The following is a 26217-nucleotide window of genomic DNA, read 5'->3' as shown; positions in this document are numbered from 1 at the left end:
GGCCCTACTTCGCCGCACTCACCTCGACCGATCCGAACGCGGTGCGTCCGAACCGCTCGGGGCGGTACATGTCCTCCACGCTCGCGCCCGGATGGACGTAGCTGCCCGGCGAGACCACGCGCACGGTGTAGGCCGCCGAGAAGAAGGCGGATTGCTCCGGGGTGCGGTCGTAGGCGGCCACGAAGCGGTCGTCGCGGAACTCGGTATGGACCGGAGTCAGCTCGCTCTTGGCGAAGCTCAGCGCGGAGAGCGCGTCGGCGTCGAGCAGCTTCGGGTTGTCGATCTCAAGCCCCGCGGGCAGGCGGTCGACCAGCAGCAGGCGCCCGGCGCTGGCCTTGGCCTCGGTCACCTTCAGCACCACCACGAGGCGGTCGTTCTGGCGCAGCGGCTTGGCCAGATCCACCGGGCTGCCGTCGAGCCGGTAGAAGGCGCGCTCGACCGTGAAGCCCTGGGAGGCCGCGGGCTCCGGTGCGATCGGGTTGCCCTGGACGCCGACCGCGACCGGCACCGCCTCGCGGCCCTCATTGACGATCCGCACCGGCCGGGCCTCCAGGGCAGGCGCCCGGTAGAGCCGCGAGAGCGGGCCGGTCTCGGTCTTGCCGTCGATGGTCAGCGAGAGGCTGTCCGACTCCTTGGCGAGGCTTTGCGCGGCCAGCACCATCCAGGCGTTCTCCTGAGTGCTGGTGGAGCGGCCATCGGCCCGCTCCTGTCCGAGCACGGCGGCAACCGGCTGAAGCGTCGCTTGCGAGAACCCGGCCTCGGTCGAGAGCGCCAGAAGGGCGGCGCCATCGCGCAGGCGCGAGCCGTAATCGGCCCGGTAGGCGCCCTTGTCGCGCTCGGCCTGGAGCGTCTGCACGGCCGCTTCAAACCCCTTCTGCGCCCGGCCGCGATCTCCCAGCAGGGCAAGGGCGGCGGCGAGCTGCCCGCGGCCGAGCGGCGTGGCGAAATCGGCGAGCCGCGTATCGGCGAGGTAGCGCAGGTCGCCCATCACCGGGCGGCCGTTCCGAGCGAGCACATAGGCCGCGTAAGCGAGGTCCATGCCGCCGTTCTCGACATTCGTCGTGTTGGCCACCGTGTTGCGCAGGCGGTCGAGCGCGCTGTTGAAGGCCGTCTGCGGCACGGCGAATCCGCGCTCGCGGGCGCGGGTGAGGAAGTCGGTGACGTAGGCGGTCAGCCACGTGTCGCCGGCATTCTCCGTGGACCACGCGCCGAAGGCGCCGCTCGAATCCTGGCGCGCCAGCACCCGCTCGATCGCCCCGCGCACCCGCTCGTCGAGCCCGCCGTCGAGGCCGAGCTTCTCGCCCGCCGCCAGCGCGTTGACGTAGAGCAGCGGCATCGCCCGGCTGACGATCTGCTCGGAGCAGCCGTAAGGGTAGCGGTCGAGGGATTGCAGCAGGGCGGCGACGTCGATGCCCCCTAAGCGGTTGGCCGAGACGGAGACCGCCCCGGTGCCGGGCAGGATGTCGGCGAGCAGGTCGGGCGTCAGGTCGAGCCCGGCGCCGGGCTCCAGCGGGCGCACATTGCGTCGCACGAGGGCGCCGGTGCCGGGATTGATCCCGAGCGCGAAGGACTGGCCGGCGCTGCCCTGGATGCCGGGGCCGGTGAGGCTCACGTCGAGCCGGGCCGTGCCGGGGCCGGCGGCGGTGATCGGGATCACGAGCTGACCCTTGGCCCCGGCCTCCAGCCGCATGGTGGAGCGCACCGCCTCGCCCGCCACCACGACGGGGCCGGTGAGGTCGAGATCGACGGTGTAATCGCCGGCCGCCCCCTCGACGTTGTCGAGGGCAACGAAGAAGCGCGAGCGGTCGCCGACATTGAGGAAGCGCGGCAGGGTGCCGGTGAGCACCACGGGGTCGCGTACGATCACGTCGGCCTGGGCTTGGCCCACCCTGGTCTTGGTCCAGGCGGTCGCCATCAGCCGGGCGGTGCCGTTGAAGGCGGGCAGCGCCAGCGGGATCCGGGCCGTGCCGTCGGCGCCGACCGTGACCACGCCGGAATAGAGCGCGAGCGGTGCCTGGGTCGGGGGGGCGTCGGCGAGTTCCGTCGCGCCGCCGTCGCCGCCGGAGCGGATCGCGCCGAGCGTGCCCTGCATACCGTCGATCAGGTAGCCGTAGAGGTCGCGGATCTCGGGGCCGAGCGCCTTCTGGCCGAAGAAGTAGGCGAAGGGGTTGGGCGCCTCGTAGCGGGTCAGGTTGAGGATGCCGACATCGACGGCCGCCAGGGTCACCCGCGCCTCCTCGCCGGGGCCGAGGCCGGCGAGCTTCACCGGCACGGTGAGGGTGCCGCGGGGGCGCACCTTCTCCGGCGCCTCGATCGACACGGAGAGGCCGCGCTTCTCCTTGTCCACGGCGAACCACGCGACCCCGAGCGCCCGGCCGGGCATCCGCTTGGCCGATTGGTCGAGCGGCCGGTAGGCGGTGGCGACGAGGTAGGCGCCCGCGCCCCATTCCGCCTTGACCGGGATGTCGACGCTGGTGCCGCCCTCCGCCACCGCCACGTCGCGGATCTCGTGGACGCGGTCGCTGACGATGGCGAGCGTCGCGGTGCCGGCGAATTTGGGTGCAAGCCGGGCGCGCAGCCGCTCGCCCGCGGCGTAGGCCGGCTTGTCGAGGGTGAGGTCGAGGAGGTCGGGCACGTCGGCGGTCTCGGAGCCGCCCCAGCCGACGGTGAAGGAGACGCTTGCGGCCGCCTGCGGCTGGCCCGGCACGCTCGCCTCCAGGCGGTACTGGCCGAAGCCGACGGGCACCGCGATGCGCGCGGGCGCTTCCGCGGTCGTCGCCACGCGCCCGTCGGCGACGCGGCGGCTCGACTTCACCGGCTCGAAGCTCCAGCGCCCGTCGGCGCGGTACCATTGGTAGGTCCGCTCGACCTTCGACAGCGTCCAGGCCACGCCGTCCTGCGGCAGGCGCCGCCCATCGGGCGCGGCCATCACCACGTCGAAGGTCGCGGTCGCGTTCTCGGCGAGATCGGCGGAAAAATTCTTGCGAATGGCTAGCACGGCTTGAGCCGGCAGGATCGGCAGGGTGACGCTGCGGCTGAGCGCCCGGCCGCCCGGCTCGCCGACGGCGAGGGTGATCTTGGCCTCCAGCGCGCGCGGAGCGGCCACCTCCTGCACCGGCACGGTGATGCTGGTTTTTCCCTGCGCGTCGGTGGTGGCCTTCCCGTCGATTTCGGCGGTCGTCGCTTCCACCGCCTCGTCATCGAGGCCGATGGAGAAGCCGTCGAGCCCCCTGATGCCGGGATTGGCCGCCGCCTGCACCGCGACCGAGCCCGAGACGTCGAGCCCCGAGCCCGGCGCGCCGTAGAGGTAGCGCGCGGCGACATCGATGACCGCCGGCTCGCCGCGGGTGAGGGTCGGCGTCTTCGGGGTGAGGCTCACCTCCAGCCGCTCGGGGACGTAATCCTCCACGAGCCAGCTCGCCTCGCCGACCGGCGGTGCCTTCGGATCGGTATAGGCGGAGACGCGCCATGTGCCGTGCATCGCGCCCGCCATCAGCGGCAGGGCGAGCGAGCGCCCGCCGAGTCCTTCGTCGGCGACGGCTGCGCGGCGGTACTCGACGCCGTCGGGCCGCTTCACCACCAGCGTCAACGGCAGGCCGGCCAAAGCCGCCCCCTGCGGGTCGCGAAGGAGGGCTGTGAGCTGTACCGTCTCGCCGGAGCGGTAGACCCCGCGCTCGGGGAAGACGTAGGCCTCCGCCCCGCCCGGCGCCGGGCGGCCCTTCACCCCGCGGTCGGAGAGATCGAAGGCGCCGAGCGCCAGATCGAGGAAGCCGTAATCGTCGCCGAGTTGCGCCACCACGAGGCCCGGCGCCAGCCCGCCCTCGCCGCGGGCGAGGCCGGCGGGGAAGGCGGCATGGCCCTGGCCGTCGGTCTTGGCGGTCGCCAACACGTCGTTGTTGCGGGCGATCAGCCGGATCTCGGCACCGGAGACGGTCTTGGCGCTGGCAAGCGAGCGGGCGAAGACGTGGACGCCGTCGCGGCCTTTGAAGGCGGTGAGCCCGAGATCAGAGACGACGAACCACTGCGTCGCCTGGGCCTCGTAGCCGCCGTACTCGTCCTCCGACGAATCGGTGGTGCCGGTGGGCTTGGCCAGCATCAGGTAGAGGCCGGGCTCCAGCTTGCCGACCGCCTGGAGCACGGGGAAGGCGGTCACCGCCTCGCGGTTGGTCTCGGCCTTGGCGGTGTCGAGGGTGCCCTTCCAGACGCGCTGGCCCTTCTGGTCGGCGATGGTCTTGGCCGTCGAGCCGCTGAGCTGGCTCAGGAACTCCTCCGAGCGCAGCGCCGGCAGCAGGCCGCGGTCGCCGATGCGCAGCACCTCCACGTCGAGCTTGTCCGCATTGACCGAGACCAGCGGCACGCCCGCCTGTCCGGTGCGCGGCAGGACGTAGTTGCGCCCGGTGAACCGCACCTGGGGCGAGCGGTCGCGAACGTAGATCTCGTAATCGGCCGATTTCAGCAGGTTTTCGCCGACCGACGAGGGCAGGCCCTGGCGCACGACGAAGGCGTAGCGCTCGGAATGCTTGAGCCCGTCGACGCAGACCTGGGAACCTTCCGCCGTCACCGCGGCGTTGGCCGCCCCGGAGACGGCGATGTAGGGCGCGTAGTCGGTCTTCGGGACGAGGCTTTCGGAGAAGGTGAAGCAGACCCGCGGTGCGGCGGCATCCGAATCGACCTTGTAGTCGAGGATGCGGAAGCCATGCTCCTCCCGCAGTTTCTCGTAGGCCGCGCGCGTCTGCGCCTCGTCACGGATGGCGAGGCTCGCCCGGTAGGCCTCCAGAGCCGGCCGCCACTCGGATTGGGCCGCCTGGATCTCGCCGAGGCGGGCCAGTGCCCGCGCCTCGTCCGCCGGGCTTTTGGCGCGCAGGTAGCCCTGATAGGCGGCGGCCGTCGCGCGGCCCTTCAGCTTGAACCGGGCGGAATAGTCGGATCGCTCCTCGTCGTTGCCCGCCGCATTCGCCGCGCTGGCATAGTCGAGCCAGTTCCGGACATCGTTCGGGTCGGCGGCGACCGCGGCGGCGTAGGCGTCGAGTTCGGCGTCGGGCTCCCCGCCCTCGCTGTTCGCGGCGGTTTCCGCTTGCCGGCGCCACTGCGCGGCGGTCTTGGCGCCGGGGGGCGCCTCGCTCTTGAGGGCGGCCTCGAGCCGGACGCCCGCGCTCGCCAGCGCCTCGCGCATGAAGGTTTTCGTCACGGGCGCGGTCGCCGATCGCGGCGGTGCGGCCGGGCGCGGGGCCTGGGCCAGCGCGGGGACGCCGAGCAGCGTCGCGCCGATCAAGGCCGCGCCGAAGCGGCCGAGACGGTTGCCCTGGGACATGCTCTCGTCTCCTCCGACCGGCGCCCGAAGCAGGGGCGTCCGCGGCCGGCACGCTATCACTTGCCGCGCCGGCCGCAACGCTTGCCCGCGGCGATGGGCGAGGAGGGACATCGGAAGCCGCAGATCAGGGCGACGGCGGCGTCGGCACCGATGCGCCGGATCAGGACGATGGTTCCGACGACGTGGCGTGTGCCGAGCCGCCCGTCGCCGCTTGTCGGGGGCGCGTCCCCCCTGCCATCATCGAGCGCGCATCGAATCGAGCGGCGGCGATGAGGGGACGGATGAAGGCTTTTCGCGGCGCTCTGCCGGCTGTGCTCGCCGCCGGACTTGCGACCGGTGCGCTTGCTCAGGCGCCCGCCCCGCAGGTCCGACGGACACCCGCCGCCCCGGCCACGCCCGTGCCCGATCCCGCCTTCGAGGCGGCGCGGGCCGCCTTCGAGGCCCTGCCCGAGGCGGAGCGGCGGGGGCTGCAGGACGCCCTCGTCTGGACCGGCGACTATAACGGCGTGACCACCGGCGCCTTCGGCAAGCGCAGCTTCGAGGGCATCCAGGCCTACCAGACCCGCACCGGCACCGCCCCGACCGGCCTGCTCACGCCGCCCGAGCGTATCGCGCTCAAGCGCGAGGCGGAGGAGGCGCGCCGGGCGGCGCGGTTCAGGATCCAGCCCGATCCGGCGAGCGGCGCCGTGGTCGGCGTGCCGGAAGCGCTCCTGCCGAAGAAAAGCGCGATCCCCGGCGGCACCCGCTGGCAGAGCGCCGACGGGCGGGTGACCCTCGACACCAAGTCGTTCCCGCAGGGCGAGACCAGCCTCGATGCCCTGTTCGAGCGGGCCACCGCCGCGATGCCCGGCCGCAAGGTCACCTACAAGCTGAAGAAGCCGGATTTCATCGTCGTCACCGCCGAGACCGCGGGGGGGCGCGCCTATATCCGCTATGCCGAAGGCCCCCAGGGCATCCGCGGTTTCACCCTCGGCTATGACCGGGCGCTGGCGGACACGGTCGATCGTCTCGTCATCGCGGTGGCCAACACGTTCACGCCCTTCCCCGAGGCGACACCGGCCGCCGCTCCGCCGGCCGCTCCGGCGACGGCTGCTTCGGCGGCTTCCGGCCCGGCCCCGCGCCCGCCTGCCTCCGGCATGGCGGCCGCGCCGGCCCTGCCGCCGCTGCCCGGCGCGACCGCCGAGGTGCGCCCCGCCGCGACCGGCCTGCGCCTCAGCGGCGGGCGGGTGCTGACGGCGGCCTCCGCCCTCGAATCCTGTGCCGCGCCGCGCATCGACGGCGCGGTGGCGCGGATCGAGCGGCGCGACGCGTCGGGCAGCCTCGCGCTGCTCTCCGCCGAAGGACTTCCGGGTGGTTCGGCGCCGCCGCTGCGCATCGAGCCGGTGGGCGAGGGCGAGGCCCTGCTCGTGCTCGGCGCGCAGGCGAAGGGCGCCCCGAGCGTTGCCCCCGCCAGCGCCGGAGCCGAGGGTGTCTATGCCCCGCTCCAGCCGGGCGCCGCTGGCGCGCCGGTGCTCGACCGGTCGGGCCGGCTCGTCGGGCTCGTCGCCCGGTTTCCCACCGCGCCCCGGCTGATTGCCGGGGTGATGCCGCCGACGCGCTACGCCCTGGTGCCGGGACAGGCCGTTGCGGTCTTCCTGGCGGAGGCCGGCCTGCCCGCCGGGGCGGACAGGGGGAAAGCCGCGACCACCCTGGGCGGGGCGGCGGCGCCCGCTCTCGGCGCGGTCGTGGCGATCACCTGCGCCCGGTAAGGCCCGGCGAGGCCGTAGGTCAGATTCGGCCCGTCGCCAGCAGGACGATCAGGATGATCAGCAGAATGCCGCCCAGGCCGAAGCCGGGACCGCGGAAGCGGCCGCCGCCGTAGAAGTTGCCGCCGCCGAACAGAAGCAGGATCAGCAGGATGAGCAGAATGGTGGTGAGCATCGACGCTACGTCTCCGGGACGCTCAAACACCGTTGCCTGAGCGCCCACAGCAACGCTTGGTCCGGCGATTCCGTTGCCGGCTCAGTCGGATCCTGCGCGATCTCCGGATTCAGGCCCGCCAATCGGGCAGGGCATCGGCGGACGGGCCGAGCCAGTCCGGGGCCGGCAGGCCGCGCTCGCTCAGGAAAGCGGGGTTGAACAGCTTCGAGGCGTAGCGCGCCGCCCCGTCGCAGAGGATCGTCACGATGGTGTGGCCGGGCCCGAGTTCCCGGGCGAGTCGGATCGCGCCCGCGACGTTGATGCCCGACGAGCCGCCGAGCGACAGGCCCTCCTCCCGCATCAGGCCGAAGATGATGCCGAGCGCCTCCCCGTCCGGGATCCGGAAGGAGAGGTCCGGCGTGAAGCCTTCGAGGTTCTTGGTCACCCGGCCCTGGCCGATGCCCTCGGTGATCGAGGAGCCCTCGGCCTTGAGCGTGCCCGTGGTGTAATAGGCGTGGAGCGCCGATCCCTCCGGATCCGAGAGGGCGATCTTCACGCCGGGCTTGGCCGCCCGCAGCGCCTCGGCCACGCCCGCGAGCGTGCCGCCGGTGCCTGCGGCGCAGACGAAGCCGTCGACCGCGCCGCCGGTCTGCGCGAAGATCTCGGGGCCGGTCGCCTCGATATGGGCGCGGCGGTTGGCGGTGTTGTCGAACTGGTCGGCGAAGAAGGCGCCGGCGGCTTCCGTCTCAGCCAAGCGCTCGGCGAGGCGGCGGGCGGCGTGGACGTAGTTGTTCGGGTTGGCGAAGGGGACGGCGGGCACCTCGACGAGCCGGGCGCCGGCCAGCCGCAGCGTCTCCTTCTTCTCCGCCGACTGCGTCTCGGGGATGACGATGACGGTGCGGTAGCCGCGCACCGAGGCCACCAGCGCCAGACCAATCCCGGTATTGCCCGCCGTGCCCTCGACGATGGTGCCGCCGGGCCGGATCAGGCCGCGCGCCTCGGCGTCCCGCACGATGGAGAGCGCCGCCCGGTCCTTCACCGACAGGCCGGGATTCAGGAACTCCGCCTTGCCGAGGATGGTGCAGCCGGTCTCCTCGGAGGCGCGGCGCAGCCGAATCAGAGGCGTGCCGCCGACGGCGGCGAGCACATCGGGGGAGACGGCGGAGGAGCGGGACATGCGGCCTTCCTGTGCGCCCGCGCAGGGCGCGGCGGATCAGGCAGGCTTACTCAACGGATTTTCAGGAATCCAGGTAGCCCGCCGCCCGCAGGGCGTCGGCAACCGCAGTAAAGAAGGGATCATCTGCCGCCTCCGCCTCCGGCGACAGGCTTCTTCCCTCGGAGAGCGGCGTCGCGTCGTCGGGGGAGAGGTCGAAGGCCGACGCCTCGACCGCGCTTCCGACCGAGGCCGCGGAGGCGCCGAGCCCGAACAGGCCGGCAGCGGTGAGGAGGGTCTCGCTCAAGGATGTCATGGCCGGGCCCTGTCTCGAAACGGGACATCGCGAGCCTAGTTCGTTAACCAAATCTTGGCAATATTGCGGGGGTGAGCCAAATCAGCCGACCGGATTTGCGTCGAATCCGCGGTTGTTGCGGCCGTGCACGCGCCGCGGTTCAGGATCGGTTCAAGCGCGGCAGCGCAAAGCGGCGCCTGTGGTCTTCCTGCATCGGTTTTGGCGAACCGGGCCTAGCCTGCGCCGCAATCGAGCGGGATGAGCACTCCGTCAAGCTTCTCCGGCTAGACCCTTCCTTCACGGCGGTCTCCCACCGCCCTCCATGCCTGCCCGATTTCCTCTCAGCCGCGAAGCGTATCCATGACGGTCGTCGTCCTCATCGCCTGCAACCTGCTGCTGGCCGGCCTGTTCTCCCTCGTCGCCGTCGCCCTCGACTGAGCGCCCGGCGCCCTCACGCCAACCCCGCCGCAGAATCGAACCGCCCTGGCCGCTCCGGATCGGCCGGGGCTTCCGGCGTCGGTCGTCAGGAACGGGTTGCCCGGTCCTGCGGCTCGTCCAGGCGGCCGATGAGGGCCTCGAGGCGCTCGCCGACCGGTTCGGTGAGGCTGTCGGCGTAGTGGTTGCGCAGGCTCTTGCCGAGGTGGCGGCGCACGGTCGGGCTCAGTGGCGGCGCGGTGCTCCCGCCCGCTGCAGGCTTCGTCTCGGCGACTGGCTTCGTCACGGATCGTCTCCCGTCCGGCGCCGGAAGCGGCTGTGAGGCGACGATCTTGGGCGCTGGAGGGTTAAGACGAGTTTTACTGCGGGCCCCAAGAGACGATTAACCAAACGAAGAACCCTCCGCGCCCGGGGCGCGGAGGGTTCGTCGTTCCGCGAGAGCGTCGTTTCGGTTGCACGATCCGAAACGCCGCTCCCGATCGTTGTGTCCGGGGCGTTTCAACAACCCCGCCGATGACGTCTCGGGACGGCGATCCCGCGGTTCACCGCGTCGTCGGCAGCAGCAGGTCCGGCAGCCACAGGGCGATGCCCGGCACGAGACAGAGCAGGACGATCGCGACACCCATCAGGATCACGAAGGGCAGGGTGCCCCAGATGATGTCCTTGAGCGGGATGTCGGGGGCGATGTTCTTGATGACGAAGATGTTGAGGCCCACCGGCGGGTGGATCAGGCCCATCTCCATGGTGATCGTCATCACCACGCCGAACCAGACGAGGTCGAACCCGGCGGCCTTGAGCGGCGGCAGGATGATCGGCGCCGTCATCAGGATGATCGAGACCGGCGGCAGGAAGAAGCCGAGCGCGATCACCAGGGCCAGGATCGTGGCGAGCAGGACCCAGGGCGAGAGCTGCATCGCGACGATGGCCTGGGCCGCCGCCTGCGAGATGTGGAGGTAGCTCATCACGTAGGCGTAGAGGAGCGACATGCCGATGATCAGCATCAGCATGGTCGATTCCCGCAGCGTTGCCGTGAGGATCGGGTCGAGATCGCGGAAGCGCCAGACGCCGTAGATCACCGCGATCAGAGCGAGCGCCAGCAGGCCGCCGAGGCCGGCCGTCTCGGACGGCGTGGCGTAGCCGCCGTAGAGCGCGACCATGACGCCGGTGAGCAGCACCACGAAGGGCAGCACCCGCGGCAGCGTCGAGAAGCGCTCGCGCATGCTGTAGCTGTCCTCCCGCAGGATCGGGTGCTCCGTACCCGTCCGCTCGTAGGCGAGCTTCGCCGCCGCGAACTCGGAGCGGAAGCGGAACACCGACCAGCCGGCGAACAGGGCGACCAGCAGGAAGCCCGGCCCGATCCCGGCGAGGAACAGGCGCCCCAGCGATTGCTCGGCGGCGACCGCGTAGAGGATCATGGTGATCGAGGGCGGCAGCAGGATGCCGAGCGTGCCGCCCGCGGCGATGATCCCGGCGGCGAAGCCCGGCGAGTAGCCGCGCTTGCGCATCTCCGGGATGCCGGCCGAGCCGATCGCCGAGCAGGTGGCGGGGGAGGAGCCGGCCATCGCCGCGAACAGGGCGCAGGCGAACACGTTGGCGATGCCGAGCCCCCCGGGGATGCGGTGCATCCAGGCATGCATCGCCGAGTAGAGATCCTGACCGGCCCGGCTCCGGCCGATCGCCGCACCCTTCAGGATGAAGAGCGGGATCGAGAGCAGGGTGATCGAGGCCATCTCCTCGTAGACGTTCTGCGCCACCGTATCGAGCGAGGCCGCGGGCATGAACGCGTACATGAAGGCGAGCGCCACGAAGCCGAGCGCGAAGGCGATGGGAATCCCTGAGAGCATCGCCCCCAGCGTGGCCCCGGCATAGAGGAAGCCGATCGCGGCGGTGCTCATGCCTTGCCTCCCGTCCTCGTCGCCGGCCGAATCGGGGCCGCCTTCGGTGTGATCGTGCTCTCCAGGATGTCCGGCCCCTCGGGCGTCAGATCGGGGCGGCCGCGCAGGTCGCGGTTGACGTCCGCCCCGATGCCGATCTTGGGCTTGGCCCAGCCGGCGGTGCGGGGGCCGTAGAGCACCGCCTCCGCGATCTGCAGCACGAACTGGACGGCCAGCAGGCTCATACCGGCCGACATCAGCAGGTAGGGGATCCAGAGCGGCGGCCCCCAGGTCGATTGCGAGATCTGGCCGTCCTCCCAGGCCTCGTGGAACAGGCTCCAGCTCTTCCAGGCGAAGAAGGTCACGAAGGCGAGGCTGACGATGTCGACGAGGACGAGACGCGCCCGGTTGGCCGCCGGCGGCAGCAGGCCCGTGAGCGCCTCGATGGCGACGTGGCCGCGCTTGGCCTGGACGCCCGCCGCCGACAGGAAGGTGGCGCCGACGATGAGGAACACGGCGGTCTCGTCCTGCCACTCGGTCGGCTCGTGCAGGACGTAGCGGATCAGCACCGAGTAGCTGAGCACGAGGCAGGCGGCCACCAGCGCGAGGCCGCCCAGCACCAGGATGAGGTGGTTGAGCCGGCGCGTGGCCCGGTCGAGGATGCCGAGGAGGCCCGGAACCCGCGCCTCCTCGACCTTGTGCGTCTCGGAAGCGGCCGAGGCCGCGTCGAAGGCGTGGCTCATGCGACCTTCTCCGCCAGCTTGAGCAGCTCGGCGCAGCTCGCGTTCTTGTTGGCGAAATCCTTCCAGGCGGTGTCGCGGGCGATGTCGCGCCACTTGCCGAGATTGACCTCGTCGAGCTGCACGACCTTGGCGCCGGCCTTGCCGAACACCTCCTCGACGCGGGTATCGTCGGCCTTGGCGCCCTCCTGGCCGAAGCTCTCGAGTTCGGCGCCGACCGCCATGATCAGATCCTGCTGGTCCTTGGGCAGGCCGGAGAACACGATCTTCGACATCATGATCGGCTCCAGCATGAACCAGTAGGAGCGCTCGCGGCCCGAGGTCAGGGCCTTGGAGATCTCTTCGAGGCGGAACGAGATCAGGCTGGTCGAGGAGGTCAGCACCGCGTCGCAGGCGCCGGTCTGCATCGCGGCGTAGGATTCGTTCGAGGGCAGCGAGAGCGTGGCGGCGCCCGCCTGCTTCATCATCAGGTCCATCTCGCGCGAGCCGCCGCGGACCTTCATGCCCTTGGCGTCCTCGGGCGTCAGCAACGGGCGCTCGCGGCTGGCGATGCCGCCGGCCTGCCAGACCCAGGACACCAGCACGATGCCCTTGGCATCCAGGATCTCGGTGAGCTTGCGGCCGACCGGCGCGTCCTTCCAGGCCACGGCCTGCGCGTAGGAGGAGACCAGCGCCGGCATCAGGCCGATATTCATCTCTGGCACCTCGCCGCCGGCATAGGGCGAGGGATAGAGCGAGAGGTCGAGCGCGCCTTTGCGCATGGCGCTGAACTGCGCGTTGGTCTTCATCAAGGAGGAGCCGGGATAGACCTGCACCTCCATCGCGCCCTTCGAGCGCTCCTTGAGGGCGGCCGCGAATTTCCGGCACATCCGATCGCGGAAATCGCCCTCGTCGATCGAGCCGCCGGGGAACTGGTGCGACAGCTTCAGGGTCGTGGCGGCTTGGGCCGGGCCGGTCCCGAGCTTGAGCAGCGCGGGCGCGGCCAGTCCGGCCGCGAGGAGGTGGCGGCGGTTCAGGGTCATGGCGTTTCCTCTCGAATGCCGCTTTCGCGGATTCTGATCGCGTCCGTTGTTCGGACTTTTGTGCGGCGCACAATATACGTTTCACCGCAGCATTTAATGCAGGATCGCGTCATCTTGCATATTTTGTCAACGCCCTTGAATATGCTTCGGCAGGAAATCGCCGATGACTCGACCGATGAACCAGACCCAGCGCCTCAGGCAGACGATCGAGGACGAGATCGTCGAGGGGCGCCTCGCCCTCGGGGCGCGGCTCGACGAGACGCTCCTCGCCGAGCGCTTCGGCGTCTCCCGCACCCCGATCCGCGAGGCGCTGCTGCAACTGGCCGCGACCGGCCTCGTGGAGACCAAGCCGCGCCGCGGCATGGTGGTGAGCGCCCCCGAGCCGGGGCATCTCCTGGAGATGTTCGAGACGATGGCGGAGCTGGAAGCCGCCTGCGGCCGGCTCGCCGCGCGCCGCCTCACGCCGGAGCTGGAGGCGGAGCTGACGGCAGCGGTCGCGGCCTGCGCGCGGGCGGCCAAGGCGGGCGATCCGGAGGCCTATTATGGCGAGAACTACGTCTTCCACACGGTGATCTACCGGGCCTGCCGCAACGATTTCCTGTGCGGGCAGGCGCTGGCACTGCACCGCCGCCTCTCGCCCTACCGGCGGCTGCAACTGCGCGCCCGCCACCGGGTGGCGCAGTCGCTTGCCGAGCACGAGGCGGTGGTCGCGGCGATCCAGGCGGGCGACGGTGCCGCGGCGGCCGATCAGCTCCGGCGCCACGTGCTGATCCAGGGCGATGGGTTTTCGGAGCTGGTGGCCAACCTGCGGGCGCTCGATCACAGCGCGGCGTGAGCGGCGCGGCAAAGCCGCACCGTCCCGAATTCCGGCGCAAGGCATGGCGCGGACAATCGCCTTCTGCCTCTGATCCTCTGGCCGGGCTGAAAGCGAGACCGTACACTCGAGCGTCACGGCTCGCCCCAGGGGTTCCTTCTTGTCCCGCCGCGCGGTTCCCTGTGTTCTCTCGGGCGTGCTCGCCCTGATGGCTCTCGCCTGCCCGCCGGCGCTTGCGGAGGAAACCGGGCGGCCGGTCTACGAGGGCGCGGGCGGCGATCCGCGGATCTCGGTGTCCCAGCCGGAATCGACGAGCCAAGCCTCCGGCGGCTACGTGCGCTCGATCGAGCCCTCGCTCGGGCCCCTCGGCGACCCGTTCGGCCTGCGGCCCGTGTTGAAGGCGCGGGGCATCGAGTACAGCCTCACCTACATCGCCGAGACGCTGGGCAACCCCGTCGGCGGCCTCCGCCAGGGGGCGATCGTCGAGGACCGGCTGAACTTGCGGCTCAACCTCGACCTGAAGCGGCTCGCGGGGTGGGACGGCGCCACGGTCCACGCCAACGCCTACTTCATCCACGGCACCGGCCTGTCGCGCTACTATGTCGGCAACCTGCTCGCCACGAGCGTGATCGAGGCGCTGCCGGCGTCCCGCCTCTACGTGCTGTGGCTCGACCAGCAGCTCTTCGACGGGAAGCTGGGCCTGCGGATCGGCCAGCAGGCGGCGGACACCGAGTTCTTCGTCAGCCAGACCGCGACCCTGTTCGTGAATTCGACCTTCGGCTGGCCGGCGATCACCGGGCTCGACCTGCCGAGCGGCGGCCCGGCCTACCCCCTGGCGTCCCCCGCGATCCGGGCCAAATACGTGCCGGGCAACGGCTTCTCGCTCCAGGCCGGGCTCTACGACGGCGATCCGGCCGGCGCCAACCGCCCCGGCGACGACCCGGAGGCGCAGCGCCTCGACCGGACCGGCACCAATTTCCGCACCCGCGACCCCGCCCTCGTCGTGGCCGAGGCGACCTACGCCTTCAACACGCAAGAGGGTTCGAAGGAACTGCCCGGCGACGTCACGCTCGGCGGCTGGCAGCATTTCGGCCGCTTCGAGAGTTTGCGCATCGACAACACCGGCCTGCCGCTCGCCGACCCCAATTCCACCGGCATCGGCCGCCCCTTGCGCGGCAATGCCGGGATCTACGCGATCTACGACCAGACGCTCTACCGGGAGACGGGCAAGGACGACGAGGGCCTCGGCTTCTTCGTCCGGGCGGCATGGTCGCCGACCCGCTCCAGCCTCGTCTCGGCCTATCTCGATACGGGGCTCGCCTACAAAGGTCTGTTCGAGGGCCGTGACGACGACACGGTCGGGATCAGCCTGGCGCATGCCCGCCTCTCCGACGACGCGCGCCGCTCCGACATCGACACCATCGTCTACACCGGCACGGCGATGCCGCGGCGGCGGGCCGAGACGGTGATCGAGGCGGCCTATCAGGCGGTGGTGGTGCCGGGCTTCACGGTGCAGCCGGATGTGCAGCTCATCCTGCATCCGGGCGGCGGCATCGCCAACCCGCGCGATCCGGAAGGCCGCCGGGTGCGCAACGCCGCGGTGCTGGGCCTGCGCGCGACGGTTCAGTATTGAGGGGCGGGCCTGCTCGGCTTGCAGGATTCCGTCGAGCCCGGCCTCCTACGATGCGATGTCCAAGTCGGTGTGGATGAAGCCCCGGCCTTTGAAGAGTATCGGAACGCGATCCGTGGCGGCGCAGGCATAGGACAGGCAGTCGGCGAAGTTGAGTTGCGCCGGGTGACCCCGGCCCTTGCCGTAGGTGTCGAAGGCCTGCGCCGCCCGGCGTGCGACGGCATCGTCGATCAAGACGACGGTGATCCCGGCCGTTGCCAGGAAAGCGTCGTACATCTCCTGGGCCACCGAGACCGGAAGGCCGAGGATGCGCGCGAGGTTGATCGTCGCCTCAAGGCGGACATGCGGCCCGGTTTCCCGGCGTCCGGCCGCCTCGATGCAGGCGATGAAGGCAGGCGCTTCGGGCTCACCGGCCAGAATGGCCACGACCGCCGACGTGTCGATGAACATTCAGCGTGTCCACAAGGCGTCGCGCTCGTCCTCGCTCAAGGGTGGCGCGGGCGGCCGGTCGGCTTTCGCCAGGGCCGCGGCGCGGATCGCAGCCACGCGCTCGACCAGGGGGAGCGCCTCCTCGGCGCGCTTGATCTCGCGCTGCAGGGCAAGCTTGATCGCGGCCGTGAGGTTGGGGGCGCCGGACTTCCTCATGACGGTTTCGGCGAGGGTTCTGACTTCCTCGTCCCTGATGCTGAGCATGACCGCCCTCCGTATCGACCATCGTTGTCTATACGGATCGGCGGTGAGTGTTCATACGGGGTGGATGCCGCTGCGGGCCGATGACGGCCGTTCTTCGCATCGAAGCGAATCCGTCACCCGCACTTGATATCGGCGCCCACCGGGAGCCGACACCCATGTTCCAGGCGGTCACCCTCAGAACGAGGCCCGCACGCCCCCGAACACGCTGCGGCCGTTGCCCGGAAAGAACGCCACCGGGCCGCCGGCCACGGTCGCCGCGTTGGTCACGACCGCGATGTCGGAGACATAGCGCTCGTCCGTCAGGTTGCGGGCATCCACGAACAGCGAGACGCCGTTGGCGAAGTCGATGCCGGTCTGGAGGCCGAGCAGGGCGTAGCCCGGCACCTTGAGGGTGTTGGCGTGGTCGGCGAAGGCGCCCTCGGGCACCCAGTCGAGGGCGGGGGCGAAGTAGAAGCCGCTCGGATGCCGGTAGCTGAGCACCGTGCGCAGCACGTTCACCGGCACGCCGGCGATGCGGTTGTTGCCGAAGACCGGGTCGCCCACGAAGCGGAAATCGTTGTGCGTCCAGATCTGCGTCAGGGAAAGCCGGTCGCCGATGCCGGTCAGATCCTCGGTGAGGTCGAGGGTCACGGCCGCCTCCACGCCCTGGTGGCGGGTGCGCGGGGCGTTGAAGGTCGCCGCCGGGATGTTCAGGCCCGGATTGGGCGTGAAGTTGATGAGCGCGTCGCGCAGCTCCGCCCGGTAGAGCGTCACGTCCCAGGCGAGCCGGTCGATCCGGCCGCGGGAGCCCGCCTCGTAGGTCCAGGCGCGCTGGGCCGCGAGCGGCACGAAGGTGGTGCCGAGCGTATTCGTCTGCACGAGGTCGGAGAAGTCGGGCACGTCGCGCGAGCGGGTGACGTCGGCGAACACCTGAATGTCGGGCAGCGGCTGCCACAGCAGGCCGAGCTTCGGGTTGATGCCTTCGTAGGTGACATTGGCGAAGCGGGCGGTGGGGCTTGCCGGCAGGCCGCCCCGGTTGCTGTAGGTGCGGTTCGAGGAGAACAGCTTGGCGCCGGTCATCAGGGCCACGTCCGGCAGGAACCAGAACCGGTTCTCGGCATAGGCCTCGTAGTTCGAGGCGCTCTGGCGCGCATCGAGCGTCTGGGCGCCGCGTAGACCCGCCACGTTCACGAATTGCCGCGCCTCGTTGATGCCGGCAAACGCCCGCAGGCCGAGGATCAGGTCGTTGCGGAAGCCGCCGAGATCGAACGTGCCGGCCCAGCGCGGCGCGACGCCGTAGGTCCAGCCGTCCTGGTCGATCACTTGGAAGATCGGGTGCTCAAGGTTCTTGTGAATCGCCCAGGAATCGATGTCGAGGCGTCCGACTTCCAGTTCGAACGAGGTGCGGTTGGCGATCCGCTCCGTCGTGACCTTTCGCGATTGATTGCCGGTGATCGCCGCCGGGTTGGCGAGGCGCGGAGTGTTCAGCGCGTTGAACAGCGTGAGCGAGCCGGGCAGCTTCTGGTCGGTGTCGTAGAAGCCGAGATAGAACCGCGTCTCGATGCCGGGCGCCAACTGGTACCCGAAATTGGCGTTGAAATTGCGCGTGCGCTGGGTCTCGTGATCGCGGAATCCGTCGGAATTGGTGAGCGTGCCCGAGATCAGGACATCGGCCGGGCCGGAGATCCGCGAGACCTGGAAGTGCTCGCGGATGGTGTTGAAGCTGCCGCCGTCGATCCGCAGGACGTTCGGCGCCAGGGCCGTGTAGGCGGTCGGCGTCACGAAGTTCACCGCGCCGCCGAGCGTCGTCGCACCGAAGGTCAGCGCGTTGCCGCCCTTGTAGACCTCGACCGAGCGCAGGGAGAGCGGATCGATCTGATAGAAGTCGCCGCTGCCGTCGGCGAGGTTGAGCGGGATGCCGTCCTGCAGCAGTTCGATGCCGCGGACATGGAAGCCGCGGGCGATGCCGGAGCCGCGGATCGAGAGGCGCATCTCCTGGCCGTAGCGCTCCTGCACGAACACGCCAGGCACGTCTTTGAGCACGTCGCGCACGGTGTTGGCGTAGCGGTTCTGGAAGGTCGTGGCGTCGACGAAGGCGACCGAGCCGACGGTGGCGTTCACCGCCGCCCGCTGTGCGGCCACGCTCGGCACGGTGAGCGAGCCGGCGGTCTCGGCCGGGCCGGCGGGGCGGCCGGTGCCGGAGACGCTGATTTCGGAAAGGGTGGCCGCGCTCTCCGGCGCGGTCTGGGCCGTCACCGGAGTAGCGAGGGCGAGGCTGGAGACGAGCAGGGTTGAGGACAGGGCGGCGCGCGGCACGGCCCGTTGACGGGAAGGCATGACGAAAGGTCCGTTGTCTGAAGGATCGGGAGGGCGATCGATCAGGCGACGGGTGGGGCGCGGGCGCTCGGGCGTGTGCCGGGCGGGGCGCGGGGTGCGGCGACGATCTCGGGCCGCCACGCGACCGGGGCGGTCCGCTCCGGCGGCCATGCGATGACGGCGTGGGCGGGCTCCGGAACGTCGAGGCTCGGCAGGGCGTGCGCGGCCTGGCAGCAGGGCAGGTGACCGTGGGCCGGGTGCGGCGTCGCCGGCGCGTCGGAATCGGCCGCACCGGGCGCGCAGAGGATGTGGAGGCGGCTGCTGTCGGGACCGACGGTTCCCGCGAGTGCGGCGGCGCCGAGCACGACCTGCAGGGCGAGCGCGTAGAGCACGGCCACGGCGATGACCGCGCGGCCCACGGACCATCCCGGCAAGCGCCCACGCATGCCGGTCAGCTATGGCCAAGCTTGCGCGGGCGTCAACGGCTTTGAAGGGAGGGCGGCGCTCGTTTTGGCCGCAACGCGCCGCCGGACCGGTATGGTCAGGTGCTGCGACCGTCGGCGACCAGTTTCCGCAATTGCTTGAGGGCGAGCGCGTGCCCGGCATTCAGGTCGAGCGGACCGGCGAAGCCGCCGTTGCGGTCCATCATGTAGACCATCAGCGTGTGCTCCAGGGTGTAGTCGCCGCCGGGCAGCGGCACCCGCTTCAGGGAGGCGCGGTAATCGCGCGCCACCCGCTCGATCTGCTGCGGCGTGCCGGTCAGACCGGTGATCCGGTCGGTGAACGAGGCCATGTATTCCTGCATCACGGCCTGCGTGTCCCGCTCGGGATCGAGGGTGATGTAGTAGGCCTGGACGTCGCCGCCCTCCGCTCCGAATGTGTCGAGCAGGGTGCCCAGATCGGCGAGCGTCGTCGGGCAGATGTTCGGACACTGGGTGAAGCCGAAGAAGACGAGGAAGGGCTTGCCCTTCAGCGCCTGCGAATCGACGACGCCGCCCTTCGAGGAATCGAGCCGGAACGGGCCGCCGATCACCGACAGGGCGGAGGGCCTGTCCCCCCGCGGCAGGAAGGCGACCGTTGCCGCGACGATGCCGACGAGGGCGAGCGCGAAGGCGGCGAGGATCAGGGTGCTCCCCCGCCGCGCGGCGGGGGAGGGGGGCCGGGGGTCAGTGGCCATGGTCATGTCCCGAATGATCGTGCGCCGCCGGCTTCTCCTCCGGCGCCTTGGCGGCGAGGCTCTCGACGGCGAACTCCACCGGAACGGTGCCGGCCCGCTCGAAGCGCAAGGCGCCCTTCACCCGCTCGCCCTTCTTCAGCGGCGTCTTCAGGTCGAGGAACATCAGGTGGTTGCCGCTGGGAGCGAGCGTCACCGTCTGGCCGGGCGCGATCTCCAGGCCGTCGGGAAGCGGCGCCATCTTCATCACGCCGCCCTCCATCGACATCGTGTGCAGTTCGCCGCGTCCGGCCGCCTCGATCGTGCCGCCGGTGAGCCGCTCGGGCTCCGTGCCGGTATTCGTCACCGTGAGGTAGCCGCCCGCGACCTTGGCCCCGCCGGGCGTGGCGCGCGACCAGGGATGGCCGATCTTGAGCGGGCCGACGCTGTAATCGTGGGCGTGAGCCGGGCTCGCGGCGGCCAGGCCGAGGGCGAGGAGCAGGGCGGATGAGAGGGGGTGGGCGCGCATGGATCGTGTCTCCGCTCGGAGGGGAAAGGGGAAGGGCTCAGCGGCCGGGGCATCGGGATGCGCTGCGCCGCGCGCATGGCGGCGGACGCGGTCAGTGGTGGTGCTGATGGCCGCCGGCTTCCGGCGCTGCGGCGGCGGGGGCTGCGGTGCCGGGCGCCTGCGCGCCGATCGGCGCCACCGTGAAGGTCACCGGCACCGTTCCGGCCCGCTCGAAGGTGAGCGTGCCCGAGACGGTCTCGCCTGCCTTCAGCCCGTCCTTCAGGTCGAGGAACATCAGGTGATAGCCGCCGGGCTTGAGCGCGACGCTTGCCCCCGGCGCCAGGGCGAGGCCGCCCTCGACCGGGGCCATCTTCATCACGCCGCCCTCCGTCGTCATCGAATGGATCTCGGCCCGGCCCGCCTGGGGGATCGCGGCGCCGGTGAGCCGGTCGGGCTCGGTGCCGGTGTTGCGCAGCGTGACGTAGCCGCCGGCGACCTTCGCGCCGCCCGGCGTCGCCCGCAGCCAAGGCGTCTCGATCGCGATCGGCCCCGCCTTCGCCGCGGGGGCGGCCGGTGCCTGCGCAGCCGTTCCCGGGCTCGCTGTTCCCGGGCTTGCCGTTCCCGGGTTCGCTGTTCCTCGGGCGGCGACGATCCGCACCGCCGGGGCCGGCGCCTTCAGCGCCTGCGCGGTTCCGTCCTCGGACGGAACATCGCTCCAGCGGTAGCTGCCCTCGGTGCAGTCCTGCTCGACCGGAAAGTAGATCGTCGCTCCGGGCGCGAAGGCGTCCGAGATCCGGGCGAAGAAGGTGAACTCGTCGATCTGCTCGTCCGGCAGGCTGCCGCCGCTCCAGGTGATCCGGGTGACGCCCTCCGAGACCGTCCCGTGGAAGGAGGGATAGGGGCGGGCATAGGCCGACTTGACCGTGCTGATCGTCCAGCCGGGCTTCGGCATCGGCTTGGCGCCGGTCACGCCCTCGGGAATGGTGACGCTGACGCGGGTGGTCGGCCGGCCGTCGCAGCCATGCATGATCTGGACGACGCCGCGGTAGGCGGCGTTGGGCACGGCCTCCTTGCGCTCCAGCACGGCGTGGGCCGAAGCGGTGGAGACGAGGGCGGAGACGAGAAGCGGGACGAGCGGAGGGCCGATCAGGGCGAGCGGCCGGGCGGCGCGAAGCGGAGCGCAGGGGCAGGAGCGGGGCATGGGACGGTTCCGGTTGTCTGACGTCGAGGGATCGCTTTGCGAGGAATCGCTTGGCCAAGAAGCGCTTGGCGAAGATTCGATTGGATCGAGCGCGTCAGGCGGCCAGCGGAGCCCGGGCATGGGCGAGGGTGAAGGGCGGCGGACGGGCCGTCCGGTGTGGGGCGCGAAACCAGTCGGCGCGGCCGGCATCCCGTTCGGGCCAGACGGCTGCGGTCGAGACGAGAGGCGGGAGCGCGGCGGCGAACGGATGGTGCGCGGCCGTGCAGCAGCCGGTGTGGTGCGAATCCGGGGCCGGGAGCCCGTCCTTTGCCGCGGCCTGAGCGGAGGCGGCGCCGTCCGCCGCCTGCAGGCAGAGGATGGCGGGGGCACCCGCGACGGGAAGGGCCGCGATGCCGCCGAGCAGGGCCTGGAGCACCAGCGCGTAGAGCGCGGCCACGGCCGTCAGCCCGCGCAGGATGCGCGGCGCTCCTCCGGTCCGGTCGCGGCGTGGGGTCGGCATGCACGAGCCTTACGCCGCTTCGCGCCCGGCCGGTAGGGGCCTCAGCCGGCGCCCCATTGCCGCCCTGTCGCCGCGCCCGACGGCTCCACGGAAGGGCTGGTGCGTGCGCCGCCACACCCGGACGCCACAATATGGCCCGGAACGGCATGGCTTCTTAACCACGAGACCGCAACAACCGCGACACGAGGACTTGGCCGAGACTTGGTTCTTTTACGCCTTGGCGTTTGAGCCGTCAGTCCCGGCCGGATCCACCGACCGCACCCTCATCCAGAGCCCGGATCGATGCTGCAGACCGCGCGCCACTCCCGTTTCCGCCCCCTCGCCGCCGCTTTCCTGGGGGCGACGCTGCTCGCCGGCCCGGCATTCGCGCGCGAGGCCGGCTTCGCCCAGGCCGAGTGGGCGCAGGATTATTCCTCGCCCACCACCATGCAGGTGCACCGCTCCTCGACGCCGATCCTCTCGCCCGACACCATCGCGGCGACCGAGGCGATGGTCGAGAAGTACCGCGCCATCGTCTCGCGCGGCGGCTGGCAGGCCGTGACCGGCGCGGCCGGCCTGCGGGTCGGCTCCCGCGGCCCGGCGGTGGCGGCGGTGCGCCAGCGCCTGATCGTCACCGGCGACCTCGACGCCACCGCCGGCGGCGCGGGCGTCTACGATTCCTACGTCGCGGCCGGCGTGAAGCGCTTCCAGGCCCGCCACGGCCTGTCGCAGACCGGCCAGATGAGCCCGGCGACCCAGGCGGCGATGAACGTGCCCGCCGACGTGCGCCTGCGCCAGCTCGAGACCAACGTGATCCGCCTGCGCTCGTATTCGGGCGATCTCGGCCGGCGCTTCGTCATCACCAACATCCCCGCCGCCCTGGTGCAGACGGTGGAGAACGGCCAGGTCGTGACCCTGCACGCCGCGGGCGTCGGCAAGATCGACCGCCAGTCGCCGATCATGAATGCCAAGGCGGTCGAGATCAATTTCAACCCGACCTGGACGGTCCCGGCCTCGATCGTGAGGAAGGACCTGATCCCGAAGATGCAGAAGGATCCGAACTACCTCACGGACAACAAGATCCGCATCCTCTCGGGCGGCCAGGAGATCTCGCCGCGCTCCGTGAACTGGAACTCGGACGAGGGCACCCGCTACACCTACCGCCAGGACTCGGGCGCCGACTTCAACTCCATGGGCGTCGTGCGCATCAACATCCCGAACCCGCACGGCGTGTTCATGCACGACACCAATTCCCGCGGCGTGTTCGGCGACGACTTCCGCTTCATCTCCTCGGGCTGCGTGCGCGTGCAGAACGTGCGCGAGTACATCACGTGGCTCCTCAAGGACACGCCCGGCTGGGACCGTGCCCATGTCGAGCAGGCGGTGGAGAGCGGCCAGCGCATCGATGCCCGCCTGACGCAGCCGGTGCCGGTCTACTGGACCTACATCACCGCCTGGGCGACCCCGGACGGCACGGTGCAGTTCCGCGACGACATCTACAAGCGCGACGGCGTGAACGTGCCGTCCACCATCGAGGCGCCGACCCCGGTCGCCAGCGCCGCCTCGACCCAGCCCGAAGTGTTCGAGCCGGGCGACGAGGAGAACTGAGGGCGCGGGGAAGGGCGTAACGCGCCCACGACGTTGGGATGAACACAGCCCCGGGCCGGATTCGACATCCGGCCCGGGGCTGTGTCTTTATGAGGACTTGGATCGAGAGGAGGACTTGGATCGAGTCCGCGCAGAACGCCGGACCGGCCTTCAGCCCCTGTTTCGGCCCCCTCCGAAAATTTTTCGGAATTTTTTTCAGCGGGGCGGAATAAAGCCGCCGGGCAGACGTCAACGGTTTATGGTGCTCGATAGAACGCGCTCGAAACGCTCCGATATCGTCGACCTGCTGGTGCCGTTGCGGCGCTACGCCCGGTCGCTGACGCGGGATTCGCTCAAGGCGGATGACCTCGTCCACGACACCATGGTTCGCGCCCTGGAATCGCGCGCGAACCTGCGGCCCGATACGAACCTGCGCACCTGGATGATGACGGTGCTGCACAACGTCTTCATCGACGAGCAGCGCCGCAAGCGGGTCGAGGCACGCCATGCCGACGTGCTGGTGCAGCTCTCCGAGGAGGTGGCCCCGCCGGCCCAGGAGGGGCAGGTGCGGCTCATGCAGATCCGCAAGGCGTTCGAGGACCTGCCCGAGGAGCAGCGCGCCGCGCTCCACCTCGTGACCCTCGAGGGCATGGCCTATGCCGACGCGGCGGCCGTGCTCGGGATCCCGATCGGCACCCTGATGTCCCGGCTCGGCCGCGGCCGGGCGGCCCTGCGCGCCTTCGAGGAAGGCGGGCGCAAGGGCAAGGCCGCCGCCGGCTCTACCGACGATGGTCCTGAGCGTGGCCGGTCACATCTTCGCGTTGTGGGTGGGAATTGAAGACCCTGTTTGGCCGTTAACAACAACAACGCCGAAAAACGAAGAGGTTGGACGGTGGGCAAGCAGGGCAGTCGGAGTGGGCTGATGGTCGACCCGGTCACGGAAACCGATCTTATCGCGTATGTCGATGGCGAGCTCGACCGGATGCGCCGCGTCGAGGTCGAGGCGCATCTCGCGCGCAATCCCGAGGACGCGCTGAGGGTCATGGCCGACCTGCGCGACCGCGACGCCTTGCGGGAGGCCTTCCTGCCGGTGCCGAGCCTGCCGCCGGAGCGGCTGCGCTCGGACGCGCGCCGGATCGACCGCGCCTTCGCGTGGCAGCGGGTGCGCTCTCGCCTGCGCCGGGCGGCGGCCGTCGTGGTTCTGGTGGGGGCGGGCTGGCTCGCCCATACCGAGAGCGGCAGCTTCGGCGTGCCCGAATCCTTCGCCTCGCCGATCGACCCGTCCTTGGCCGAGGAAGCGAAGCAGGCCCGCGAGGCCGTCCAGATCCGCGCCCGCACGTCGAGCCAGCCCATGGCCTCGGCCTACGATCCCGCCGACCTCGAGGCCGCGACCGGTGTCGACCTGCCGCCGCTGCCGACGGGCTGGTCCGTCCGGGACGTGCAGATTTTCCCGAGCCGGAACGGCACCGGAATCGAGATTTCGATCCAGTCGCCCGAGATCGGCGAACTCGCCCTGTTCGCCAAGAACAGCAGCGGAGCCCCGTTGCCGGACGGCGCGGAGCCGGTGGCCCGTTCGAGCGACGGCACCACCGCCTATTGGCGCAACGGCACCACCGCCTACGCGCTCAGCGGCTCGCGCGACGACCCGGCCCTCCATGCCGCGGCCGCCCGCCTCGCCGCGATCCGCGAGTAAGGCGCCCCGAAGGAGCGCCAAGCCTCGGAGAAGGCACCATCGAGCAAGCCCGGATAGGCCGGCGCGGATTCCGTCCGCCCGGCCTATCCGGGCTTTGTTGTTCCGGCGGCTGCGGTGAGCAGGGGACCGCCTGGATGGGGCTCAGGCGGTGGCGAGCAGCCGCGCCGTCCGTTGCTGCCGCGTCAGGATCTCACGCAAGTGGGTGACGGCGACCTCCTGCAGGCCGCGCAGCGCCTGCGGATCCGTCTCGGCGTCGCGCCGCATCGAGACGTAGAACTCGAACCCCTCCGGCTCCGTCCCGGCGATCCGGTTCAGCACGAACGGGAACAGGCCGAGCCGCGCCGCCGCCTCGACGACGTCGAGGAAGGAGAGGGGCGTGAACACCCAGCAATGGCAGAGCTGATAACGGCGCGAGGCGAGGCTCTCGGCGGCCTGCTTGTGCGCGAGTGCCAGGGCGAACTCGCCGCATAACCGCGGCGCGCGCCTCGGATCCTCGCCTGCCCAGACCGCGCCGGGCTCGACGGCGAGGGCCTGATAGGTATGGGCGAAGATCTGGCGCGGGCTGGGCCGGTCGTAATCCAGCAGGTCCGCCTCGACCAGCTCTGCGATGGTGCTGTCGCTCCGGCCGGCATCGAACATGAAGCGCCGGTCGGGCAGCGAGAGGTTGAGCACCCCGCCCGGCCGCAGGACGGCATGGATGCCGCGAAACCAGCCGAGCAGGTTCGGCACGTACTGCGCGACCTGCGCGGCGATGGCGAAGTCGAGGCCGTTCTGTCCCAGCGCCTCGTGTCCGAGCGCCGCTGCCAGCGAGCCCGAGCCGGCCCAGGCATGATCGACCGGCACGGCATTCGGCAGGTCGGCCGGGGCGTCCAGGGCGTGATCGACATAGGCGACGCGGAAGCCCTCCGGCAAAGCTGTCGGATTGTTCGCCGGCCCGAATTCGAGACCCCGTGCCTTGGGCAGGGGAACGTCGTGCGTGAGGCGGGCGAGGCGTCTGTCCGCGGACCGGCGGCTCAGGAAGGCGTCCAGCGACAGGCCACCGGGATGCATGCTGCGGACGTCTCACCGTTCAGGGAAGGGAACGCCGAGTAACGTTCTTTTCCGCTGGCGTGCAATCGTTCGAAGCGGGCCTCGGCCGAGCCAAGGCATCGAGCGCCGCGGAAGCCGAGGCTACCATCGTTTGAGGCCGGACGCGTTCGAGCGGCGGCTCCGAGATGTTGGGCGGAAGCTCCGACAGCCCTGCTCCGCGAGCGGCAGCCCTGGTGCTCTCAATCACAGGTTCTTTGGAGGTGGTCGGTCCCGAATGGGACAGCGCACCGCTTTCGCTCGCGTCGGAGTGATCGGAAGCGGCGTGCGGGCTCTGGCAATTCGGCGCACATGTCATACAGAGAGGAGCGTATTTCGTCGGTGGAGAGCCTATCCATGCGCCAATCGGT

At 70.8% G+C, this 26217-nt stretch carries 23 protein-coding genes; 6 read left to right on the top strand and 17 right to left on the bottom strand.

All coding sequences use genetic code 11. The annotated features are described in order from the left end of the window. Window positions 1–4 precede the first annotated feature (4 nt). A complete protein-coding gene (locus HNR51_RS18975) occupies window positions 5–5311 on the bottom strand; it encodes an alpha-2-macroglobulin family protein (protein ID WP_182556015.1) in 5307 nt (1768 codons plus the stop codon). A gap of 281 nt (window positions 5312–5592) precedes the next feature. On the opposite strand from HNR51_RS18975, the gene HNR51_RS18970 reads away from it, so the two are divergent. Then, window positions 5593–7059, top strand: coding sequence for a S1 family serine peptidase (locus tag HNR51_RS18970; protein ID WP_182556014.1), 1467 nt, complete (start codon window positions 5593–5595; stop codon window positions 7057–7059). Between the two features lie 19 nt (window positions 7060–7078). On the opposite strand, the gene HNR51_RS18965 is transcribed toward HNR51_RS18970, so the two are convergent. The 7 genes from HNR51_RS18965 to dctP form a co-directional block, all read right to left on the bottom strand. Further along, on the bottom strand, window positions 7079–7231 hold the full coding sequence (locus HNR51_RS18965; RefSeq protein WP_012453303.1) for a DUF3309 family protein: 153 nt from the start codon (window positions 7229–7231) through the stop codon (window positions 7079–7081). 109 nt (window positions 7232–7340) lie between these two features. Continuing rightward, window positions 7341–8387: a cysteine synthase A gene (locus tag HNR51_RS18960; RefSeq protein ID WP_182556013.1), complete on the bottom strand. Its 1047-nt coding sequence runs from the start codon at window positions 8385–8387 to the stop codon at window positions 7341–7343. A 61-nt stretch (window positions 8388–8448) separates the two neighbouring features. Further along, a complete protein-coding gene (locus HNR51_RS18955; RefSeq protein ID WP_012453301.1) occupies window positions 8449–8679 on the bottom strand; it encodes a hypothetical protein in 231 nt (76 codons plus the stop codon). Between the two features lie 502 nt (window positions 8680–9181). Next, on the bottom strand, window positions 9182–9379 hold the full coding sequence (locus HNR51_RS18950; protein ID WP_152276314.1) for a hypothetical protein: 198 nt from the start codon (window positions 9377–9379) through the stop codon (window positions 9182–9184). Window positions 9380–9635: 256 nt separating this feature from the next. Beyond that, the gene (locus HNR51_RS18945; protein ID WP_012453299.1) at window positions 9636–10988 is read right to left on the bottom strand and encodes a TRAP transporter large permease; all 1353 of its coding nucleotides are present in this window, start codon (window positions 10986–10988) and stop codon (window positions 9636–9638) included. Beyond that, the gene (locus HNR51_RS18940) at window positions 10985–11710 is read right to left on the bottom strand and encodes a TRAP transporter small permease (protein WP_012453298.1); all 726 of its coding nucleotides are present in this window, start codon (window positions 11708–11710) and stop codon (window positions 10985–10987) included. The genes HNR51_RS18945 and HNR51_RS18940 overlap by 4 nt, the downstream gene beginning before the upstream one ends. Next, on the bottom strand, window positions 11707–12729 hold the full coding sequence (gene dctP / locus HNR51_RS18935) for a TRAP transporter substrate-binding protein DctP (RefSeq protein WP_012453297.1): 1023 nt from the start codon (window positions 12727–12729) through the stop codon (window positions 11707–11709). The genes HNR51_RS18940 and dctP overlap by 4 nt, the downstream gene beginning before the upstream one ends. Window positions 12730–12892: 163 nt before the next feature. On the opposite strand from dctP, the gene HNR51_RS18930 reads away from it, so the two are divergent. Together HNR51_RS18930 and HNR51_RS18925 are read left to right on the top strand one after the other, a co-directional pair. Beyond that, window positions 12893–13564: a GntR family transcriptional regulator gene (locus tag HNR51_RS18930; protein ID WP_012453296.1), complete on the top strand. Its 672-nt coding sequence runs from the start codon at window positions 12893–12895 to the stop codon at window positions 13562–13564. 139 nt (window positions 13565–13703) lie between these two features. Continuing rightward, the gene (locus HNR51_RS18925; protein ID WP_182556012.1) at window positions 13704–15176 is read left to right on the top strand and encodes a carbohydrate porin; all 1473 of its coding nucleotides are present in this window, start codon (window positions 13704–13706) and stop codon (window positions 15174–15176) included. 45 nt (window positions 15177–15221) lie between these two features. On the opposite strand, the gene HNR51_RS18920 is transcribed toward HNR51_RS18925, so the two are convergent. The 8 genes from HNR51_RS18920 to HNR51_RS18885 form a co-directional block, all read right to left on the bottom strand. Next, window positions 15222–15623 carry a type II toxin-antitoxin system VapC family toxin gene (locus HNR51_RS18920; protein ID WP_182556011.1) on the bottom strand — a complete coding sequence of 134 codons (402 nt, stop codon included), beginning with the start codon at window positions 15621–15623 and terminating at the stop codon, window positions 15222–15224. Beyond that, on the bottom strand, window positions 15624–15866 hold the full coding sequence (locus HNR51_RS18915) for a type II toxin-antitoxin system VapB family antitoxin (RefSeq protein ID WP_152276309.1): 243 nt from the start codon (window positions 15864–15866) through the stop codon (window positions 15624–15626). A gap of 174 nt (window positions 15867–16040) precedes the next feature. Further along, window positions 16041–18182, bottom strand: coding sequence for a TonB-dependent receptor family protein (locus HNR51_RS18910; protein WP_182556010.1), 2142 nt, complete (start codon window positions 18180–18182; stop codon window positions 16041–16043). A gap of 41 nt (window positions 18183–18223) precedes the next feature. Continuing rightward, complete coding sequence (locus HNR51_RS18905) at window positions 18224–18580, bottom strand: hypothetical protein (protein ID WP_182556009.1); 357 nt, start codon at window positions 18578–18580, stop codon at window positions 18224–18226. Between the two features lie 122 nt (window positions 18581–18702). Further along, on the bottom strand, window positions 18703–19338 hold the full coding sequence (locus HNR51_RS18900) for an SCO family protein (RefSeq protein WP_182556008.1): 636 nt from the start codon (window positions 19336–19338) through the stop codon (window positions 18703–18705). Then, on the bottom strand, window positions 19328–19843 hold the full coding sequence (locus tag HNR51_RS18895; RefSeq protein WP_182556007.1) for a copper chaperone PCu(A)C: 516 nt from the start codon (window positions 19841–19843) through the stop codon (window positions 19328–19330). The genes HNR51_RS18900 and HNR51_RS18895 overlap by 11 nt, the downstream gene beginning before the upstream one ends. Before the next feature lie 91 nt (window positions 19844–19934). Next, window positions 19935–21023 carry a copper chaperone PCu(A)C domain-containing protein gene (locus HNR51_RS18890; RefSeq protein WP_182556006.1) on the bottom strand — a complete coding sequence of 363 codons (1089 nt, stop codon included), beginning with the start codon at window positions 21021–21023 and terminating at the stop codon, window positions 19935–19937. Window positions 21024–21117: 94 nt separating this feature from the next. Continuing rightward, a complete protein-coding gene (locus tag HNR51_RS18885) occupies window positions 21118–21522 on the bottom strand; it encodes a hypothetical protein (protein WP_182556005.1) in 405 nt (134 codons plus the stop codon). Between the two features lie 282 nt (window positions 21523–21804). Between HNR51_RS18885 and HNR51_RS18880 the strand changes: the two genes are divergently transcribed. The 3 genes from HNR51_RS18880 to HNR51_RS18870 all read left to right on the top strand — a co-directional run bounded on the left by HNR51_RS18880 (window position 21805) and on the right by HNR51_RS18870 (window position 24781). Then, a complete protein-coding gene (locus HNR51_RS18880; RefSeq protein WP_182556004.1) occupies window positions 21805–23109 on the top strand; it encodes a L,D-transpeptidase family protein in 1305 nt (434 codons plus the stop codon). A 238-nt stretch (window positions 23110–23347) separates the two neighbouring features. Further along, complete coding sequence (locus HNR51_RS18875; protein WP_063986935.1) at window positions 23348–23926, top strand: sigma-70 family RNA polymerase sigma factor; 579 nt, start codon at window positions 23348–23350, stop codon at window positions 23924–23926. 84 nt (window positions 23927–24010) lie between these two features. Next, complete coding sequence (locus HNR51_RS18870; RefSeq protein WP_182556003.1) at window positions 24011–24781, top strand: anti-sigma factor family protein; 771 nt, start codon at window positions 24011–24013, stop codon at window positions 24779–24781. Window positions 24782–24922: 141 nt separating this feature from the next. On the opposite strand, the gene HNR51_RS18865 is transcribed toward HNR51_RS18870, so the two are convergent. Then, window positions 24923–25831 (bottom strand): methyltransferase domain-containing protein, encoded by a 909-nt coding sequence (locus HNR51_RS18865; protein ID WP_182556002.1) that lies wholly within the window; start codon window positions 25829–25831, stop codon window positions 24923–24925. Between the last annotated feature and the right edge of the window lie 386 nt (window positions 25832–26217).

Source organism: Methylorubrum thiocyanatum (assembly GCA_014138645.1).
Lineage (GTDB): Bacteria > Pseudomonadota > Alphaproteobacteria > Rhizobiales > Beijerinckiaceae > Methylobacterium > Methylobacterium thiocyanatum.
Note: the sequence above shows the minus strand (reverse complement) of the source record. Positions and strands in the feature narration are given on the sequence as shown.

Coding starts and splice junctions, on each gene's coding strand:
- HNR51_RS18880 (WP_182556004.1), top strand. CDS start 21,805: ATGCTGCAGACCGCGCGCCACTCCCGTTTCCGCCCCCTCGCCGCCGCT.
- HNR51_RS18885 (WP_182556005.1), bottom strand. CDS start 21,522: ATGCCGACCCCACGCCGCGACCGGACCGGAGGAGCGCCGCGCATCCTG.
- HNR51_RS18900 (WP_182556008.1), bottom strand. CDS start 19,338: ATGGCCACTGACCCCCGGCCCCCCTCCCCCGCCGCGCGGCGGGGGAGC.
- HNR51_RS18930 (WP_012453296.1), top strand. CDS start 12,893: ATGACTCGACCGATGAACCAGACCCAGCGCCTCAGGCAGACGATCGAG.
- HNR51_RS18865 (WP_182556002.1), bottom strand. CDS start 25,831: ATGCATCCCGGTGGCCTGTCGCTGGACGCCTTCCTGAGCCGCCGGTCC.
- HNR51_RS18875 (WP_063986935.1), top strand. CDS start 23,348: ATGGTGCTCGATAGAACGCGCTCGAAACGCTCCGATATCGTCGACCTG.
- HNR51_RS18945 (WP_012453299.1), bottom strand. CDS start 10,988: ATGAGCACCGCCGCGATCGGCTTCCTCTATGCCGGGGCCACGCTGGGG.
- HNR51_RS18910 (WP_182556010.1), bottom strand. CDS start 18,182: ATGCCTTCCCGTCAACGGGCCGTGCCGCGCGCCGCCCTGTCCTCAACC.
- dctP (WP_012453297.1), bottom strand. CDS start 12,729: ATGACCCTGAACCGCCGCCACCTCCTCGCGGCCGGACTGGCCGCGCCC.
- HNR51_RS18890 (WP_182556006.1), bottom strand. CDS start 21,023: ATGCCCCGCTCCTGCCCCTGCGCTCCGCTTCGCGCCGCCCGGCCGCTC.
- HNR51_RS18895 (WP_182556007.1), bottom strand. CDS start 19,843: ATGCGCGCCCACCCCCTCTCATCCGCCCTGCTCCTCGCCCTCGGCCTG.
- HNR51_RS18965 (WP_012453303.1), bottom strand. CDS start 7,231: ATGCTCACCACCATTCTGCTCATCCTGCTGATCCTGCTTCTGTTCGGC.
- HNR51_RS18940 (WP_012453298.1), bottom strand. CDS start 11,710: ATGAGCCACGCCTTCGACGCGGCCTCGGCCGCTTCCGAGACGCACAAG.
- HNR51_RS18975 (WP_182556015.1), bottom strand. CDS start 5,311: ATGTCCCAGGGCAACCGTCTCGGCCGCTTCGGCGCGGCCTTGATCGGC.
- HNR51_RS18970 (WP_182556014.1), top strand. CDS start 5,593: ATGAAGGCTTTTCGCGGCGCTCTGCCGGCTGTGCTCGCCGCCGGACTT.
- HNR51_RS18955 (WP_012453301.1), bottom strand. CDS start 8,679: ATGACATCCTTGAGCGAGACCCTCCTCACCGCTGCCGGCCTGTTCGGG.
- HNR51_RS18960 (WP_182556013.1), bottom strand. CDS start 8,387: ATGTCCCGCTCCTCCGCCGTCTCCCCCGATGTGCTCGCCGCCGTCGGC.
- HNR51_RS18920 (WP_182556011.1), bottom strand. CDS start 15,623: ATGTTCATCGACACGTCGGCGGTCGTGGCCATTCTGGCCGGTGAGCCC.
- HNR51_RS18915 (WP_152276309.1), bottom strand. CDS start 15,866: ATGCTCAGCATCAGGGACGAGGAAGTCAGAACCCTCGCCGAAACCGTC.
- HNR51_RS18870 (WP_182556003.1), top strand. CDS start 24,011: ATGGTCGACCCGGTCACGGAAACCGATCTTATCGCGTATGTCGATGGC.